A 17,353-nucleotide genomic window follows, 5' to 3' on the forward strand; every position below is an offset into this window, starting at 1 on the left:
CGTAACAATGAATAAAGATATCTACTATAAAAATTATGAAGAAAGACCCACAAGACTTAGTGTAATTACCGCAACTTATAATGCAGAAAAATTCTTGCCTAGATTGATAAAAAGTCTACATAATCAAGTCGATAAAGATTTTGAGTGGATCATTTCTGATGGAGCGTCTAGCGATAAGACTTTAGAAATTTTAAAAAGTACCGATGGGATAAATATAAAAGTTATTTATGGCGATGATTTTGGGATTTATGATGCTTTAAATAGAGGCATAAAAGCTTGCAATGGAGAATTTTACCTTGTTATCGGTGCTGATGATGAGCTTTATCCAAATGCCATTAAAGATTATAAGAAAGCTATGGAAGATGGTGTAGACATAATAACAGCTTGTATTGATACTGATAATGGCAAAATTGAGCCAAATGGCGGACCAAGATGGCTAAAGGCACAAGCTCATTATATCTCTGGGCATGCTGTAGGCTCAATATACCGCACAAGTCTTCATCAAAAACTTGGTTACTATTCAAGAAAATTTCCAATAGCAGCAGATCAGCTATTTGTACTAACTGCTGCAAATTATGGAGCAAAGATAAAAGTTGTAAAAAGTGTTGTCGGTAAATTTTCAAATGATGGAGTTAGTAGTATTGATATATTAGGAACTCTTTGTGAATTTTACAGAGTTCAGGTGGCGATGGGCGAAAATAAATTTTTACAAACCGTCCTATTTATTTTAAGACTTATTAAAAATTTTAGAAAATTATAAAGATATATAAATGAAAGACTACGATGTTTCTATAATAGTTCCTATTTACAATGTGGAGAAATATATAGAAAAGTGTGCAACTACGCTTTTAGAGCAAGACTATAACAATATAGAGTATATTTTTGTAAATGATTGCACTCCAGATAGTTCTATGAAAATTTTGAAGGACATTATTGAAAGATACCCAAATAGAAAAAACCATGTAAAAATTATTAATAAAATAAAAAATGAGGGCTTACCGCAAGCTAGAAAAAGTGGGTTGAAAATATCAAGTGGCAAATACATTTTACATGTAGATAGTGACGACTGGGTCGATAAAGATATGGTAAGTTCTTTGATTAATGAAGCTAGAAAAAGTTATGCAGACATAGTTTGTTTTGACTATATTAAAGAATTTAATAAAAAAAGCGTTGTAAAAAGTTTTTTTTATACAAAAAATCATCCAAAGTCTAATTTGAACTTCGTAAAAGCTATTTTATCTCATGAAATTTCTGTTTCCATGTGTGATAAATTGGTTAAAAGAGAGCTTTATGAAAATGTTGAATTTCCACATTTTTCACATTGTGAAGATAGTTTTGTAAATTTACAGCTTTTTTATTGGGCAAAAAAAATTACTCATATTGCAAAACCATTTTATCATTATAGAACAAATCCCGACTCGCTTTCTAATAGTTTTTCAAATAATAAAAAAGCTCTTGATGATTTTGCTGATTTTAGCAGAGCCGTAAAGAATTTTTTGATACAAAAAGATCTTTTTGATGAATATTTTAAATTTCATATTCCTACTATTTTAAAATTCACTTTGGATTATTCTGAAAGTGACTTCAAAAAACAAATAAATGCTATATGCCCAGAAGCAAATAATATAAAATATGTTTTTCAAATCAATAGAAATATAATCTATAAAATTTTATATAGCACAGTTTTTATAGGGTTCCCGCAAATTTTTGTTTTTGCAAAAAAAGTATTTATTAGGCTTAGAAATTTTTAGATTCGTATGATTGGAGTTACTATGAAAATTTTTATAATCGGTAATGTCTCGTCTATGATGATAAATTTCAGAGAAGAGTTTATAAAACTACTTGTATCAAAAGGGCATGATGTCTACTGTTTAGTTAGTGACTACAATGAAGAAAGTAGAAAAAAAATAATCTCATTGGGTGCAAAACCACTTGATCACACTTTAAATGCAAAAGGGCTAAATCCATTTAAAGATATCATTGCTACATATGATTTGGTTAAATTATTTAGGCAGCATAGGCCAGATGTAGTTTTTTCTTTTTTTGTTAAACCAGTTATTTTTGCAACTATAGCCGCAAAAATAGCAAGAGTACCACGAATAGTAGGTATGATAGAAGGGCTTGGCGGAGCTTTTACAGTTCATAAAAATGGGCAAACAAAAAAGGTGAAAATTATAAAAACTATACAAGTTCTTTTATATAAAATTTCACTACCATCTCTTGACGAGCTTATATTTTTAAATAATGACGATAAAAAGGATTTGATCGATAGATACAATATAAAAGTAAAGTCTATAAATATATTAGGCGGTATAGGTGTTGATCTTGATAAATTCTCATATACTAAAGCACCTACTGATCCTATAAGTTTTATTTTTATAGCAAGACTTCTTGCAGAAAAGGGAATATTTGAGTATTTAGAGGCAGCTAAAATCGTAAAAGAAAAATATAAAGATGTAAAGTTTTATATATTTGGTGGTTTTGATGAGCACAATCCATTTGGATTAACGCAAGAAGAGCTAAAACCTTATCTTGATAGTGGCGTAGTTATATATCCTGGCTTCGTAAATGATATAAAAGAACGGATAGTGAATAGTTCCATTTTTGTCTTGCCTTCGTATTATAGAGAAGGTGTGCCAAGAAGTACGCAGGAAGCTATGGCGATAGGAAGGGTAGTAATAACCACAAATAGCGTAGGATGTAGAGAAACTGTTGAAGATGGAGTAAATGGATTCTTGGTGCCACCATTTGATAGTAAAATTTTGGCACAAAAGATGATTTATTTTATACAAAACCCAGAAATGATAGTCCAAATGGGTATAGAAAGCAGAAAGATAGCTGAAGTAAAATTTAATATAAATGAAAAGAATGAAAGACTTGCAAAGATTATTATTGGGAAATAGCACATTGCTATTTTTAAAATTTTTACTTTTTAATTTATAGCATTAAAGATTTAATTTAAAAATTTAGACTTATCTTTAGCGGGTTTATCATGATTTAAATAATAAATCCAAAACAAGCTCACTAGTTTTCTAGGCTAGACTTCTACCCCGTTAGCCCACTAACTGATTTTGTATTATTCTTATCGACTTTTTGTTTTAAAAATTCCTATTCATCTTCTGTAGGTTTATACTCACCTTTGAAGAATTTTTAGCATCAATCTTTTACTCTAGATATTCTCTTTGTAAATTTTTATATGTTAGCTTCCAGTATTTAAGATAATTTCCAAAGCTAGCGCTATGTCCTGCATCATAGAGACAGCTTACACATTTTAGCTTTTTGTCGCTATCAAGGAGTTTTTATGACGATGTGTGAGTTGCCGATATTGACCTGGTAGTTTTCATCTTTGCCGATAACTGCGAAGCAAGCGTTAGCTAATTCTAAATTTATCCATTGCATTTACTGCTTATAAACAATTTTAATTACTAAAGAATTAAGCTAAATAAAATAGAAAATAAAATATAATCCCAAATCTTGGTCCCGTAGCTCAGTTGGTAGAGCACTACCTTGACATGGTAGTGGTCGATGGTTCGAGTCCATTCGGGGCCACCACTTCTAACAAAACATCCCAAACAAGAGATTTAAAAAATAATTATTAGTAAATTTTCTAAAGATGTGGTAAAGATTTATTTCAAATAATCTTTCACATCATACTCTTTGCCAGCATCGTGATCTTTTAAAAGTTTTGCCACGATAGGGCTTAAAATGATGATGGCAATTAAATTTGGTACGACCATCAAACCATTAAACATATCTGCTAGACTCCATACAAAATCAACCTTTTGCAAGCTTCCCAAAAATACAAAAACGACTACTAAAATTTGAAAAGCTCTGACCGCTTTTGCCCCAAGAAGGTATCTTACGTTGATTTCAGCAAAATAGTACCATCCAAGAATCGTTGTAAATGCAAAGAAAAATAGGCAAACAGCTACGAAACTATATCCGCCAACCTTACCAAAGATATGCGATGAGAAGGCTTCTTGTACTAAGGTTATGCCTGTAAAGACCGCCTTGCCGTTTTCAAAGCTGATGACATTTGCGGTAAGTACTACAAAAACGGTTATATTTAAAACGATAAAAGTATCTACAAATACGCTCATTATGCCAAGTACTGCTTGATCGACCGGGTGTTTGACATTAGCTGCGGCGTGTGCGTGCGGAGTTGAGCCCATGCCAGCTTCATTACTAAAAAGACCTCTTGCTATGCCGTATCTCATGGCAGCTGCGATGCTAGCTCCAGTCGCCCCACCCCAAGCCGCTGAAGGATCAAATGCGGCTCTAAAAATGAGCGAGACCGCTTCTGGAATTTGCTGAAAATTTAAAAATATAATAGTTAGTCCCACACCTACGTAAAGTAGCGCCATGATAGGCACGATCTTTTCAGCTACTCTTGCGATTGCCTTTACGCCACCTATAAAGATGACTGCACAAACGATCGCTAAAAAGACTCCAGTTAGCCACTGCGGTATACCAAAAGCACCACTAAAGCCATCTGAGATTGAGTTTGCCTGAACCATATTGCCGATAAAACCAAGTGCAATGATGATAGCGATAGCAAAAAATCCAGCTAAAATTTTTGCCAATTTACCCTTTAGACCGCGGCTTATATAAAACGCTGGTCCGCCTATCGTGTGCCCGCTATCGTCTTTTGTGCGATAAATTTGAGCTAGGCAAATTTCAGCAAAATTTGTAGCCATGCCTAAAAACGCAGCGCACCACATCCAAAATATCGCTCCAGGACCACCCATGATAAGAGCTGTTGTCGCACCTACTAGATTGCCGGTGCCAACTTGTGCGGCGATCGCAGTTGCAACTGCTTGAAACTGGCTCATACCGGCCTTGCCAGCAGCTTCGCCGTGAAGCGAGAAATTCCCAAAAAGCTCTTTTAAGCCCATTTTAAACTTAAAAATTTGAACAAACCCAAGCCTAATAGTAAAAAATAGTCCAGTGCCGCAAAGTAGGGTGATAAGGAAGTATGGCCCCCAAAGAAATGAATTTATACTTTCAACACAATTATTTAAAATTTCAGCAAAATTTGTAGGCATTTTCTTGACTTTCATTGGTGTAGTTTAGAGAGCGAGTATATTTAAAAAAATATAAAATTAGAATAAATAAGAAAAATTTTTTAGCTTGGCTTAAAATTTCGTGCTAGTTTCGGCTTATTCGTGGCAAGCGCATTTTTACTAGCCAGGTTTTACGGCAGATATTTTTACGCTCTAAGTCGTTTTTTGATTGATAATTTTTAAATTTATCCTACAATGAAGATTTAAGAAGGCTAAAATTATTTAAATTTTTAAAATTATGTTTTTGTATGTTTTAGATGACTTTTTTGAGCAATTTGCAATTTTTCTTGTGCGGATATAACTTGGCAAAACGTATTTGATTATTAGTTTTGCTAAAAATTTTATCAAAGGCGTTTAAAAGACTTTGACGTTAAAATGCTTAGCCACCTTTGTCAGAATTTGCCTGCCTTTTCTTAACTGGGTTAAATTTACCGCTTTGCGCCGATTTTTATAAAATTAAGCAAGCTAGTAATGCCTTATAGACTACCAATAAGTTTGCTTTCTAGTATAAATTTAATGGTAAATTCTAGTCTTACCGCACAAATTTAACGCTATTCTATAGGCTTAAACTGCTTAAAATCCACACCGGTCGTGTCAAGGACTGTACGCGAATAAAAGTAAAAACTATAAAATAAATCATCATCATAAAAGCGTTCTTCCCAAAGCTCCTCGTCGTTTTCGTCGCTTTGTGGCCACAGGTATTTTTCGGCTAGCATATCAGCAAAGCTGCCCAGTGGTGCGGCGTGATTAATTTTATCAGCATCGTCACAAACCATAAGCATAAACGCGAAAAATTCACCCAGACGGGATACGATAAGCTCTGCCACCTCGTTTTTATCGCCGTTATCAGCGACCAACTTCGCCCGCATAAAAATTCTCGCCAAAAATACAAGTGCAAAAGGCGTAGCGTGCCAAAAAGTACTTTGATGCTCTATTTCTTTAAAAATTTTATCAAGCACGTCACAAGCAGCTTTGGCGTTAAATTTTGCTTCATTGTTATTTGCTGGATTTGCCGTATTTTGTCCGCTATTTGACTTGCTGGTAGTCAAACTTTGTGTCAAATTTTTCTCGCCGATCGCTGCCGAAAGCTGTTTAAAAATTTCTGGAAATCCGCTTGCTCTGCCATAAGTCGTCGTTAATCTACTCCAAGGCACGTCTTCTATCTTTAAATTTGTGATGTATGCTAAATTTTGCTCATTCATCTACATATCTTTAAAATTTACTCTTATGCTTGGCATAAATAAATCTGACAGAGTAAAGCCCAAAATTTAGCCCTTGGATTTTATTTTATCTAGCCACTCATTTAGCGTTTTTTCAAAGCCTATGCCCTTGCTTTTGTAAAAAACAAGCGGTTTTTCTAGATATTTTTGTTCGACCCAGCCGCCAAAATCATGCGGATAAAGGTATTCTTTGCTCTCTTTTGTGTGATTTTTTAGATATGGTGGAATTTTTAAAATTTCTTCGCTTTGCACGTATCTTAGGGCGGCATTTATCGCGTTGTAACTGGAGTTTGACTTTGGCGAGCTGGCTAGATAGACGGCGCACTGAGCTAGTATGATCCTAGCTTCTGGAAAGCCTATCTCTTTTACCGCACTTAGCGTGCTTGCAGCTAAATTTAGTGCATTTGGGTTTGCGTTGCCGATGTCTTCGCTGGCAAATATCGCCATGCGTCTTGCGATGAAGTCCGCGCTCTCGCCAGAGTCTATGAGTCTTGCAAGGTAGTATATGACGGCGTTTTCGTCGCTTCCACGAAGACTTTTTATAAAAGCACTTGCTAGCTCATAGTGCGTGTCATCCTCTTTCGCTCCCTCTTTTAGAGCGTTTTGGCGAAGTGTTTTTAAATTTTCTAGGCTCACATTTTCATCAAGCGTGATGGCAAATTCGAGCAAATTTAGCATAGCTCTTGCGTCACCGCCACTACTTTTAAATAAATATTCTTTGGCTTCATCATCTATACTAAAAGAAATTTGCTCTCTGATCTTGCCAAGTAACTCCTCAAAATCGCCACTGCTAAGCGGCCTAAACTCAAAGAGCATCGAGCGGCTTCTGATACCTGAGCTTAGCGTGAAAAAGGGATTTTCCGTACTAGCGCCGATAACTAGGGCTTTGTAGTTTTCCATGGGGATGAGCAGTGCTTCTTGCTGGGTTTTGCTAAGCCTGTGGATCTCGTCTATGAAAAAGAGTGGCTTATTTAAGGCGTTTTCGTAGTTTTTTAAAATTTTACGAAAGTCATCTATCTTTAAATTTCCGCCGTCAAACTCGTAAAAGTCGTAGTTTGCCCCACTTGCCACAGCCCTTGCAAAGCTCGTCTTGCCACAGCCTGCTGGACCGTAAAATATGGAGTGCGGGATCTTTTGTGTAGCTATAAATTTTAAAAAGGCCGCTTTAACCGCCCTTTGACCGCAAATTTCATCTAAGTTTTTGGGTCTAAACATCAGTGCAAGTGAGCTCAAATTTACTCCTTTGCCACTTTTGGTAAAATTTTGGCCTTTGCGCTAAGGCTCTCTATCTTTAGCTCGTAAATTTTCATGATCTTTAGCCCATACTGCGCCGCTGTTTCAAAGGTATTCATCGCATAAGCTGTGTACTTTAGGCTGAGAATTTTTAAAATTTCATATTTTTTAGCTTCGTCTGTGATCTCGTAAACTCTAGTTTTTGCGATAGCGCTTTTGTATTCAGTAGTAAAGACCTTGCCGCCAAGTGCCTTGCCGTCATCTTTTATCGCCTCTAGCTCGCTATCATTTAGGCGCGGGACTTTGTTGAAACTAACGCAGACAAACTCCACTTTTCGCCCATTTTGCAGCAGCTTTGCCTTGCTACCAGCGGTCGCTCCGTGGACGAAAATGCTTTCACCAACTCTAACAGGCGAGATAGGCACGCTAAAAATTTCTCCCTCATCATCCACGCATGAAATTACCGCATATTCGCATTCATCTATGATTTTTAAGCCATCTTCACGGCTTAGCTCTCTATCTTTTCGTCTCATTTTTATCCTTTTTTTGAAAGAGCATTTTAAAATTTAAGTGCTTAAAGGCTAGTATAACGCAAAAATTTCAAGGAAAAACATGAAAAAAATAGCTATTTTTGCCATTTTGCTTGGCGTAAATTTAGTCCATGCAAATGATGTTTGCAATGAATATATCAAACAAAGTAGGCTCTATCTTGACGAGTTTTATGCCAAAGAGAGCAAACGACTCGCAAATGATGAAAAGGCGTTAAGGCTTTTTGAGCTTAAATTTGACGAGTTTAAGCAAAGGCAAATCGGCCAAGAAGCGATGATAATGCAAAATAACGATGAGAAATTTTGCAAAAGCGAGCTAGAAAAGGTAAATAAGCTTCTTGCTGAGCTTAAAAAATAGCTAAAATTTAAGCGTTTAAGTCCCACTCAATGGGCGTTTTACCGTGATTTGCTAGGTAGATATTTGCCTTTGAGAAATGACGGCAGCCAAAAAATGCCCCACGAGCTAGCGGACTTGGGTGGGCTGCCTCTAAAATGAGATGCTTGCTGGCATCTATTAGCGGTGCTTTGGCTCTGGCTGGATTGCCCCAAAGCATGAAAACTACGTTTTGCAAATTTTCGCTTATCTTTTTTATGACAGCGTCTGTAAAGCCCTGCCAGCCAAAGCTAGCGTGAGAATTTGCCGCTCCTGCGCTAACGCTAAGGGTAGAGTTTAGTAAAAGCACGCCTTGCTTTGCCCACTTTGTGAGATCGCCACTATTTGGCTCTTTTATGCCAAGATCGGAACAAATTTCTTTATAAATATTCACAAGACTTGGCGGGACTCTCACGCCACTAGGCACTGAAAAGCTTAGCCCCATGGCTTGATTTGCACCGTGGTATGGATCTTGGCCTAGGATGACGACTTTGACAGAGTGAAAAGGCGTTAGATTAAATGCATTAAATATAAGCGCACTTGGTGGATAGACGGTGCCAGCACTCTTTGCTTTTAAGAAATTTTCTTTGATACGTGCGAAATTTTCACTCAAAAACTCATCTTTTAGCACCTCTTTCCAGCTTGGCTCGATCTTTATATCATCTAAATTTATCTGCATTTTCCTGCCTTTTGTAAGTTTTAGCGGTATAATTTTAACTAAATTTATCCAAAGGAAAGAGCTGTGTCAGAGCAAATTTTTAATAAAATCCACGATCTTCTTAGCAAAAATGGGGCTAAATTTAGAGTGATAGAGCATGAGAGTGCGAGGACTTCAGAGGAGGTTGCGAAGATAAGGGGCACAAAGATGAGTCAAGGCGCAAAGGCTCTAGTTTGCTCTATAAAAGGGGTGAACGAGGAGAGATTTAGGCAAATTTTTAAAGATGAAAATGTGCTAAATGATTATTTGCTAAGCGATGAAAATCCAGCGATGAAGGCTGGTAAAATTTATATTTTGGCTGTTTTGCCAGCCGATATGCAAGCAAATCTTGAAGCTTTGACACAAAAATTTGACGGCAAAAGGGCAAGCCTAGCTAGTCCAGATGAAGTTTTGGCATTGACAGATTGTGTTTTTGGTTCAGTACCACCATTTAGCTTTCATAAAAATTTACACATCGTAGTTGATGAAAGGTTGCTACAAAGAAACGATGAGATCGCATTTAATGCGGGACTACTTGATAGATCGATCATTTTAAATACAAAAGATTATACAAAGATAGTACGACCAACGCTAATAAATTTTGCAGAATGAAAAAATGCTAGGCTAACCACTTCCTAGCACTAAATATTGTCGGGAGAAAAATGAATTTAAATAATGCAAAGACGAGAAATTGCTAAATTCATTTCAAGAACAAATATTATCAGACATAATCTTAAAATATAATAAATTATATAAATAAAAAGCTTTAAATCTAGGGATTTACACATTTAAATATAAATAATTTTATATATCAAAGCTTGTGGATTTAAAAAGAATTTATAAAAATTTGCTTAGTAAATATTAAGTTTAGCTTAAAGCCCATTTAGATAAAATCCTTAATCGTTCTTTTATCGTAAAAAAGACAATTTGATATAAGGAAAAACAATGAGCGATATCATCGCATACAAACTAAATGGCGAAATAGTCGATACTCAAAGTATCGCAGGGCGTGAAAGTGGTGCCGAGCCTGTCTATTTTGACAACTCAAAAGAGGCACTACACGTTATCAGACACTCCTGTGCACACCTCATGGCACAAGCTATCAAATCACTCTATCCGAAGGCGAAATTCTTTGTCGGACCAAACGTAGAAGATGGATTTTATTATGATTTTAGAGTTGATGATGAGGGTACGAAACTAGGCGAGAGCGATCTAGCAGCGATCGAAGATAAGATGAAAGAGCTTGCTGAGAAGAAATTTGACATCGTCAAAACCTGCTCAACCAAAGCTAATATGAGTGAGAAATTTAAAGATGACGACCTAAAACAAGAGGTCTTAAAAAGAATCCCAGATGGTGAAGTGAGCAGCTACTCGCAAGGTGATTTTGAAGATCTTTGCCGCGGACCACACCTGCCAAATACTAAATTTTTAAAATTTTTCAAGCTTACACGCGTGGCTGGGGCTTATCTTGGAGGCGATGAGAGCCGTGAGATGCTAACTAGAATTTACGGCACAGCTTATGCAGATAAAGAGAGCCTAAAAGAGCACATCCGAATCATCGAAGAGGCTAAAAAACGCGACCACAGGAAGCTTGGCGTCGAGATGAAGCTGTTTACATTTGACGAAGAGGTTGGCGGCGGCCTACCGATCTGGCTACCAAACGGCGGACGCTTGCGCTCGAAGTTAGAGCAAATTTTATACAAAGCCCACCGCGACCGTGGCTATGAGCCAGTACGTGGCCCAGAGCTTTTAAAGGCTGACGTGTGGAAAAAAAGTGGTCACTACGCAAACTATAAAGAAAATATGTACTTTACAACGATCGATGACGCAGAGTATGGCATAAAGCCGATGAACTGCGTTGGTCACATCAAAGTTTATCAAAGTGATATCAGGTCTTACCGCGATCTACCACTTAAATTTTTCGAATACGGCGTCGTGCATCGCCATGAAAAAAGCGGCGTTTTGCACGGACTTTTCAGAGTGCGAGAATTTGCCCAGGACGACTCGCATATATTTTGTATGCCAAGCCAAATCAAAGAAAATATCCTAGAAATTTTAAAATTTGCTGGCAAGATAATGGAGAATTTTGGCTTTAACTACGAGATGGAAATTTCAACCAAGCCAGCCAAAGCGATCGGCGGGGACGAAATTTGGGAAACTGCCACAAGAGCGCTAAAGGAAGCCCTTGATGAAAATGGCTTTAAATACGGCATCGACGAGGGTGGCGGCGCGTTTTACGGTCCAAAAATAGATATCAAAATCACCGACGCGCTTAAGCGAAAATGGCAGTGTGGCACGATACAGGTGGACTTTAACTTGCCAGAACGTTTTGACCTAGGCTACATCGACGCAAATAACGAAAAACAGCGCCCTGTGATGCTTCATAGAGCTTTACTTGGTAGTTTTGAGAGATTTATAGGAATTTTACTTGAGCACACTGCTGGTGAGTTGCCATTTTTCATAGCTCCTACGCAAGTCGTCATCGTGCCTATTAGCGATGCGCATCTAGACTACGCAAAAGAAATTTCACGCGAGCTAAGAAAGATCAACGTCGATAGTGAGATTGCAAGTAAAAATGAGAGTTTAAATAAGAGAATAAGAACGGCAGAAAAACAAAGGGTGCCTATGATAGTCGTGCTAGGAGACAACGAAGTAGCGAATAAAAGCGTTGCATTACGCGACAGACAGGCTAGGACGCAGAGCGATATGAGCTTGGCGGAATTTATAAATTTAACGAAGGAGAAACTTAGTGAGGTACATTTTTGAGTAAGGAAAATGAAGTATTGCTCAATGAGGACATAAGGGCGAGAGAGGTAAGATGTGTAGGGGATGATGGCACGGCATACGGTGTCATCTCAAGAGAAGAGGCTTTAGAGATCTCAAATAAGCTTGGGCTTGATCTAGTGCTTATAGCGCCAGATGCGAAGCCGCCAGTTTGCAAGATAATGGACTATGGTAAATTCCGTTATCAGCAAGAGAAAAAGCAAAAAGAAGCCAAGAAAAAGCAAAAAACCATCGAGATAAAAGAGATAAAACTCTCTGTCAAGATCGCCCAAAACGATATAAACTATAAGGTTAAACACGCAAGCGAGTTTTTGCAAGATGGCAAACACGTTAAATTTCGTGTATTTTTAAAGGGTCGCGAGATGAGCACCCCAGAGGCTGGCGTAGCCATGCTTGAGAAAGTCTGGGAGATGATCAAAGATGAGGCTGATCGCGACAAAGAGCCTATAATAGAAGGTCGTTATGTAAATATGCTTGTAACTCCAAAAAAGGGTTAAATTCTCACAAAGAGCAGGCTAGGGCTTGCTCTTTTTTATTAAATTTTTTAATACAAAAACTCATAAATAACTATTTTCAAAAATTCTATCATTTTTATATCTGCTAAATTTACGCTGGGGGCGTTTTGCTGGGTTGATGTGGCTTGCGGTTAAATTTTGTAGAAGAAATTTAGGAGTGGCTTAAATTTGGTAAATTTTTGATCTTTACTTGCTTGGGTTTTTGGATTTATTCGCTTTGTTATCGCTCGCATGGGTGTTGTGCTGAAAATAATCTAGGCAAATCGACTTTCTCTTGCGAGCTTATAAATTTTTAGTGCTTGCGTGAGTGTTTTTAAACCAAATTTTGCCTAATATCTAGCTAAATTTGGTAATGGGATATCGCTTTAATAATACTTTTACAAAAAGCTTTGATTACTCTTGGTTTTTATGTGGCGACCAAATTTGACGATAAATTGGCTTGTTCGTGGATTAAATGTAGCAAATTTTAATTCTTGCTTACTAGAATTTGCTCCATCCTTTTTCTGCCAACCACATTACATGGGCACTTTGCTGAAATTCGACTAGGCAAGAGCTCGCCTGAAAGAGTAAATTTGATAACTTCTTTCGAGTTGTAAATTCATAGTGCCTGTTCAAGTGTTATAAGCTAGATTTCGCCTAGTAGCTGTATAAATTTGCTAAAAAATTCGCTTGTTTATAGCTTAATTTTATAAAATTTTTAATTATCTCTTGTTAAAAGAAAACTCTCTTTTAGCTGAAAAGCCAAAGTAACTTCGTATTGATTTACGTCCAAATTTAACTTGGACGTAAATTTATAGAGCCAAGAGCAAAATCAGCCCTACACATACCCTTGATCTATCATCGCGTCCGCCACTTTTCTAAAGCCCGCGATATTTGAGCCAAGTACCAGATTTCCCTCGTCGCCAAACTCCTTGCTCGTCTCGTAACTAAGCTCAAAGATATGATTCATTATGCCGTGCAGTCTGCGATCGACCTCCTCAAAGCTCCACGCGGTCATGCCGGCATTTTGCATCATCTCAAGGCCCGACGTGCCCACGCCGCCCGCGTTTGCGGCCTTTGCCGGAGCGAAGTAAAAATCCTTTTGCGCTAGCATGAAATTTATCGCATCAAGCGTGCTTGGCATATTTGCCCCCTCAGCCACGAAGCGACAGCCGTTAGCGTAGAGCGTCTTTATGTCGGCTAGGTGAAGCTCGTTTTGCGTCGCACACGGAAACGCTCCGTCGCACGGCACGTCCCATACGCCGTTTCTACCCTCTTTGTACTCGCTTACGCTTACGTATTTTGCGTTCGGTCTAAATTTAACGTATTCGCTAAGGCGCGCGCGTCTCACTTCTTTTAGCTCTTTAAGCACCGCTAGATCGATGCCCTCCGCGTCGTAAACGTACCCGTTTGAATCAGAAACCGTGATAGGTAGCGCGCCTACTTGATAGAGCTTTTCTACCGTGTATATGGCGACGTTTCCGCTACCGCTTATGCTGCATTTTTTGCCCTCTAGCCCAAGGCCCGCTCTTTTGAGCATATTTTGCGTGAAATATACCAGCCCGTATCCGGTCGCCTCCGTGCGCGCTAGGCTGCCGCCCCAGTTTAGACCTTTGCCCGTTAGTATGCCGTCAAATCTGCCCGTGAGTTTTTTATACTGTCCAAACATATAGCCGATCTCGCGCGCGCCCACGCCGATATCGCCTGCGGGCACGTCCACAGTGTTGCCGATGTGGCGGTATAGCTCGGCCATAAATGCTTGGCAAAAGCGCATTATCTCGCCCTCGCTCTTGCCCTTTGGATCAAAGGTGCTGCCGCCCTTTGCGCCGCCGATATTTACGCCCGTGAGCGAGTTTTTAAAAATTTGCTCAAACCCTAAAAATTTAAGCACGCCAAGATCCACGCTAGGATGGAGTCTGATGCCGCCTTTATAGGGGCCCACGGCTGAGTTAAACTGCACGCGGTAGCCGTTATGCACCTGCGGTCTGCCGTCGTCATCCGTGTAGGTAACGCGAAATATCACCGTGCGCTCGGGTATCACGATACGCTCTAGGATCGCGTGTTTTTGGTATTTACTCTCTTTTTTTATAAGCGGCTCGAGGCTGTTTAAAACCTCGGTCGCAGCCTGGACAAAGACGCCTTGACCCGGATTGGTCTTTTTTATCCACTCCATCGTTTTTTCGATGTACTCGCTCATTTTGGCTCCTATTCGTAAAATTTTCGTAGTTGAATATTAACTCTCCTAGAAAAAATTTTTATTTAAATTTATTTTTATATTTTTATTTTAGGCAATGAGCGTTACATATCGAAACTAAATTTATAAAAAGTGATTTTTGTTTCGATCGCTGGGAAAAATTTATAAAAGAGAATTTAGGCTGAGTGGAGCCTAAATTTACTAAATTTGCGCCATCTCTTGCCAAAAATCAAGTGCTGTGTCGTCTACTTGGACAAAATTTAGGATTTGTTTTGTTGATGGCAGGGTTTCTTCATTTAGCCTTGCTATATCGATGCTAGCAAGTGCTATGAAAAATTTCTTAAAGTCGCTTGCGATGCATCTACCGCAAAGCTCCTCATCTCCAAAGAGCCATGCATAGATCGCGCCACTCGTGCAATCAAGCAAAAATATCCACGGATCACCCACGGCAAAGACTATCAAATTTAAAGGGCGAGCCTCACCACTCCACCATTTTCCACCAAACTCATCTACGCTATTTAGCCGTACTAGCTCACTCGCGTAATCGCCTTTGGAGCCAAATTTGACATTGCAAATTTCAAAATTTCCAAGATCAAATTTGCTTAAAAGCTTTGTAAATTTAGCTGGGAAATTTATGCCAAGAGCTTCTTGTGCGTTTTTAAGTGCTTGTGAGGTGGCTTTAACATCATTTTGAAGCAAGAGTCTCATGCCAGTCATACCCTCTTGCTCTAGTGGCAAGAAAATTTGATCTAACTTTTGAGCGATTTCATCTAGCTTTAAAAACATATCAGTCCTTTAATCTGCTGGATTTTGGCAAATTTTATCAAATTTAACTCGGTGCGCTTTTAATTTTGACCCATTTGTCGCCAAATTTAGACCATGATCTTCATAAATTTGTATGATACTTCCATAAAATCAAAGAGAATTTACCTTGTCTTGTTTCGTTTTTCTCTTTTGATTTTATAAAATTTCCATAAGCCCCTGCTTCATAAAAAAGTGTTTTACACTGTTCTTAAGATTTAGGGCTTATGGGTTAATGTTTCGATTAAAAATCTTAGTGCTTGACACTGAATACAAGAAAGAAACATAACCTAAATTTTATTCAGGAGTATCAAAAATGAAAAAAGCGTTTTTTTGTGGTGTTGATGTTTCTAAAGATAAAATCGACGTTTGTTTTTTAACTTCTATCACGAGTGAAAAAGCTAAATTTGAAACATTGCCTAATAACCATGAGCTTATCAAAGTTTATTTTGATAGTTTTAAAAATGATGAAATTTTAGTTGTTTTTGAAGCAACTTCAAATTATCATTTGGCACTTCAAAAGGCTTTATCTGATTTAGGTATTAGATATTGTGTTACAAACCCCTATAAATCATCTTTATTTTTAAAACATCTTAGCACTATAAAAACTGATACAAGCGATAGTTATGGCTTGGCTGTTTATGCTAGGACTTTTAAAAGTGAGATCGCACCTGATAAGTATAATGCCGAGTATTTAGAGATAAAAAGTTACAATTCAACCTTAAATTTGCTCCAAAAAATAAATACTCAACTTAAAAATTTTAAAAGCTCTCAAAAAACTTTAAATAATAAAATAATTGATGACGTTATCGCAAATCTTATAAAAGAGATTGCAAAACTTCAAGCTATGCTTCAAAAACTAGCTTTTGATCTTGTTAAAAAAGCTATTCCAGAAACAGAAGAGATCATTAAAGAAAATAAAGGCTTCGGCATTGATCTCGCTTTAAATTTATTTCCACAATTACACTTTAATAGGGATAAATCTGAAAAACAATTTATAAGCTTTATTGGTCTTAGTCCTAGAATTTTTCAAAGTGGCTCAAGCGTTCATAAAAGCCAGAAGATAAATAAAATGGGTAATTCTAATATAAGGCGTATTCTTTTTATGACTGCATTATGTGCAATTCGTTTTAACGCTAAATTTAAAACACGCTATGAGCGTTTGCTAGCTAATGGTAAAAAGAAAATGGTTGCTGTCGTTGCTGTTATGTGTGCGATAGTCCGCTATTTAAAAAGCTTATTCCCATTTAATCCAGAAATAAAGGCTATTTAATGAAAAAAATTCATTATAAGCTAATCTTTTCAGTTCTTGAAATCTTATCATCTAAAAATTCTTTAACAAGGGCTGATATATGCGATCATTTAAAGATTAGCAAAGCTTATCTTTCTCAAATTATTAGTAATAGATATTTAATAAAAAATCAAATTTTTTCAAAAAGGATAAAAAAATGGCAAAAAATGCAACAGCTCCATTAATGGACAGCACAAGCGAAAATCTTTATAGAGAAATTTATCAATCTCTCAACCAAAATTTAGATTGTTTCGAGCAAAAGATTAAAGTCTTAAAGACTAAAAAGATCGATGGTAAGCAAAAGCTAGATAAAGATAACAATCCCATTGTAAACGAGCTTGGAGAGTTTGAAAAGTGGGATGATAGCTATGTTCTGACTTTTGTCGCTTTAAATAGCGGTGGTGAGCATACCACAAGGATAACGCAAGAGCAATACCTTGATCTAAAAGATGACGAAGTTTATATCGCTAGTGGTAAGATCGAATATAGAATTTATAAGGACGCTTATAATTCAACTCCAGTTATTGTTTTTAATAAATTTGTCCCTGCAATTGATAGTTTTGTCACGGCAATGCTAAAACTTGAAGCACTTAAAAATGGCTCAAACGCTTGAAAAATAGGGGCTAAAACTTAGCCCCGTGCCTAGACTATCAGC

At 37.4% G+C, this 17,353-nt stretch carries 17 protein-coding genes and 1 tRNA gene; 11 read left to right on the forward strand and 7 right to left on the reverse strand.

The annotated features are described in order from the left end of the window. The first annotated feature begins 7 nt into the window (after nucleotides 1-7). The 4 genes from MTT30_RS08960 to MTT30_RS08975 all read left to right on the forward strand — a co-directional run bounded on the left by MTT30_RS08960 (nucleotide 8) and on the right by MTT30_RS08975 (nucleotide 3,552). Complete coding sequence (locus tag MTT30_RS08960; RefSeq protein ID WP_429801713.1) at nucleotides 8-760, forward strand: glycosyltransferase; 753 nt, start codon at nucleotides 8-10, stop codon at nucleotides 758-760. Nucleotides 761-770: 10 nt separating this feature from the next. Beyond that, the gene (locus tag MTT30_RS08965) at nucleotides 771-1,751 is read left to right on the forward strand and encodes a glycosyltransferase family 2 protein (RefSeq protein WP_429801714.1); all 981 of its coding nucleotides are present in this window, start codon (nucleotides 771-773) and stop codon (nucleotides 1,749-1,751) included. Between the two features lie 21 nt (nucleotides 1,752-1,772). Beyond that, the gene (locus MTT30_RS08970; RefSeq protein WP_429801715.1) at nucleotides 1,773-2,903 is read left to right on the forward strand and encodes a glycosyltransferase family 4 protein; all 1,131 of its coding nucleotides are present in this window, start codon (nucleotides 1,773-1,775) and stop codon (nucleotides 2,901-2,903) included. Nucleotides 2,904-3,476: 573 nt separating this feature from the next. Continuing rightward, nucleotides 3,477-3,552 (forward strand) — tRNA-Val (locus MTT30_RS08975). A gap of 74 nt (nucleotides 3,553-3,626) precedes the next feature. On the opposite strand, the gene MTT30_RS08980 is transcribed toward MTT30_RS08975, so the two are convergent. The 4 genes from MTT30_RS08980 to MTT30_RS08995 form a co-directional block, all read right to left on the reverse strand. Further along, nucleotides 3,627-5,045, reverse strand: coding sequence for an alanine/glycine:cation symporter family protein (locus MTT30_RS08980; RefSeq protein ID WP_429801828.1), 1,419 nt, complete (start codon nucleotides 5,043-5,045; stop codon nucleotides 3,627-3,629). A gap of 569 nt (nucleotides 5,046-5,614) precedes the next feature. Beyond that, the gene (locus MTT30_RS08985; protein ID WP_429801716.1) at nucleotides 5,615-6,265 is read right to left on the reverse strand and encodes a hypothetical protein; all 651 of its coding nucleotides are present in this window, start codon (nucleotides 6,263-6,265) and stop codon (nucleotides 5,615-5,617) included. A gap of 66 nt (nucleotides 6,266-6,331) precedes the next feature. After that, nucleotides 6,332-7,498, reverse strand: coding sequence for a replication-associated recombination protein A (locus MTT30_RS08990; protein WP_429801829.1), 1,167 nt, complete (start codon nucleotides 7,496-7,498; stop codon nucleotides 6,332-6,334). A 20-nt stretch (nucleotides 7,499-7,518) separates the two neighbouring features. After that, nucleotides 7,519-8,049 carry a pyridoxamine 5'-phosphate oxidase family protein gene (locus tag MTT30_RS08995; RefSeq protein WP_429801717.1) on the reverse strand — a complete coding sequence of 177 codons (531 nt, stop codon included), beginning with the start codon at nucleotides 8,047-8,049 and terminating at the stop codon, nucleotides 7,519-7,521. A gap of 79 nt (nucleotides 8,050-8,128) precedes the next feature. On the opposite strand from MTT30_RS08995, the gene MTT30_RS09000 reads away from it, so the two are divergent. Beyond that, the gene (locus MTT30_RS09000; RefSeq protein ID WP_429801718.1) at nucleotides 8,129-8,422 is read left to right on the forward strand and encodes a hypothetical protein; all 294 of its coding nucleotides are present in this window, start codon (nucleotides 8,129-8,131) and stop codon (nucleotides 8,420-8,422) included. Between the two features lie 7 nt (nucleotides 8,423-8,429). On the opposite strand, the gene ung is transcribed toward MTT30_RS09000, so the two are convergent. Then, nucleotides 8,430-9,116, reverse strand: a complete 687-nt coding sequence (gene ung / locus MTT30_RS09005) for a uracil-DNA glycosylase (RefSeq protein WP_429801719.1) — start codon at nucleotides 9,114-9,116, stop codon at nucleotides 8,430-8,432. Between the two features lie 63 nt (nucleotides 9,117-9,179). Here ung and MTT30_RS09010 point away from each other — a divergent pair, with 63 nt between their 5' ends. The 3 genes from MTT30_RS09010 to infC all read left to right on the forward strand — a co-directional run bounded on the left by MTT30_RS09010 (nucleotide 9,180) and on the right by infC (nucleotide 12,415). Continuing rightward, a complete protein-coding gene (locus tag MTT30_RS09010) occupies nucleotides 9,180-9,746 on the forward strand; it encodes a YbaK/EbsC family protein (protein ID WP_429801720.1) in 567 nt (188 codons plus the stop codon). Between the two features lie 333 nt (nucleotides 9,747-10,079). Continuing rightward, nucleotides 10,080-11,900: a threonine--tRNA ligase gene (thrS, locus tag MTT30_RS09015; protein WP_429801721.1), complete on the forward strand. Its 1,821-nt coding sequence runs from the start codon at nucleotides 10,080-10,082 to the stop codon at nucleotides 11,898-11,900. Continuing rightward, complete coding sequence (infC, locus tag MTT30_RS09020; protein ID WP_087586816.1) at nucleotides 11,897-12,415, forward strand: translation initiation factor IF-3; 519 nt, start codon at nucleotides 11,897-11,899, stop codon at nucleotides 12,413-12,415. Before thrS ends, infC begins: the two co-directional genes overlap by 4 nt. Nucleotides 12,416-13,250: 835 nt before the next feature. Here infC and gdhA read toward each other — a convergent pair. Further along, the gene (gene gdhA / locus MTT30_RS09025) at nucleotides 13,251-14,609 is read right to left on the reverse strand and encodes an NADP-specific glutamate dehydrogenase (RefSeq protein WP_429801722.1); all 1,359 of its coding nucleotides are present in this window, start codon (nucleotides 14,607-14,609) and stop codon (nucleotides 13,251-13,253) included. A 198-nt stretch (nucleotides 14,610-14,807) separates the two neighbouring features. Continuing rightward, nucleotides 14,808-15,392, reverse strand: a complete 585-nt coding sequence (locus MTT30_RS09030; protein WP_429801723.1) for an SMI1/KNR4 family protein — start codon at nucleotides 15,390-15,392, stop codon at nucleotides 14,808-14,810. Nucleotides 15,393-15,723: 331 nt separating this feature from the next. On the opposite strand from MTT30_RS09030, the gene MTT30_RS09035 reads away from it, so the two are divergent. Genes MTT30_RS09035 through MTT30_RS09045 form a run of 3 tightly spaced genes read left to right on the forward strand, consistent with a single transcriptional unit; the run spans nucleotide 15,724 to nucleotide 17,311 of the window. Then, complete coding sequence (locus MTT30_RS09035; protein WP_429801724.1) at nucleotides 15,724-16,680, forward strand: IS110 family transposase; 957 nt, start codon at nucleotides 15,724-15,726, stop codon at nucleotides 16,678-16,680. Further along, a complete protein-coding gene (locus tag MTT30_RS09040) occupies nucleotides 16,680-16,883 on the forward strand; it encodes a MarR family transcriptional regulator (protein ID WP_072594630.1) in 204 nt (67 codons plus the stop codon). Before MTT30_RS09035 ends, MTT30_RS09040 begins: the two co-directional genes overlap by 1 nt. After that, nucleotides 16,856-17,311, forward strand: a complete 456-nt coding sequence (locus tag MTT30_RS09045) for a hypothetical protein (protein WP_072594631.1) — start codon at nucleotides 16,856-16,858, stop codon at nucleotides 17,309-17,311. The genes MTT30_RS09040 and MTT30_RS09045 overlap by 28 nt, the downstream gene beginning before the upstream one ends. Nucleotides 17,312-17,353: the final 42 nt, after the last annotated feature.

The sequence above is a fragment of the Campylobacter concisus genome (assembly GCF_050447445.1).
GTDB lineage: Bacteria > Campylobacterota > Campylobacteria > Campylobacterales > Campylobacteraceae > Campylobacter_A > Campylobacter_A concisus_BI.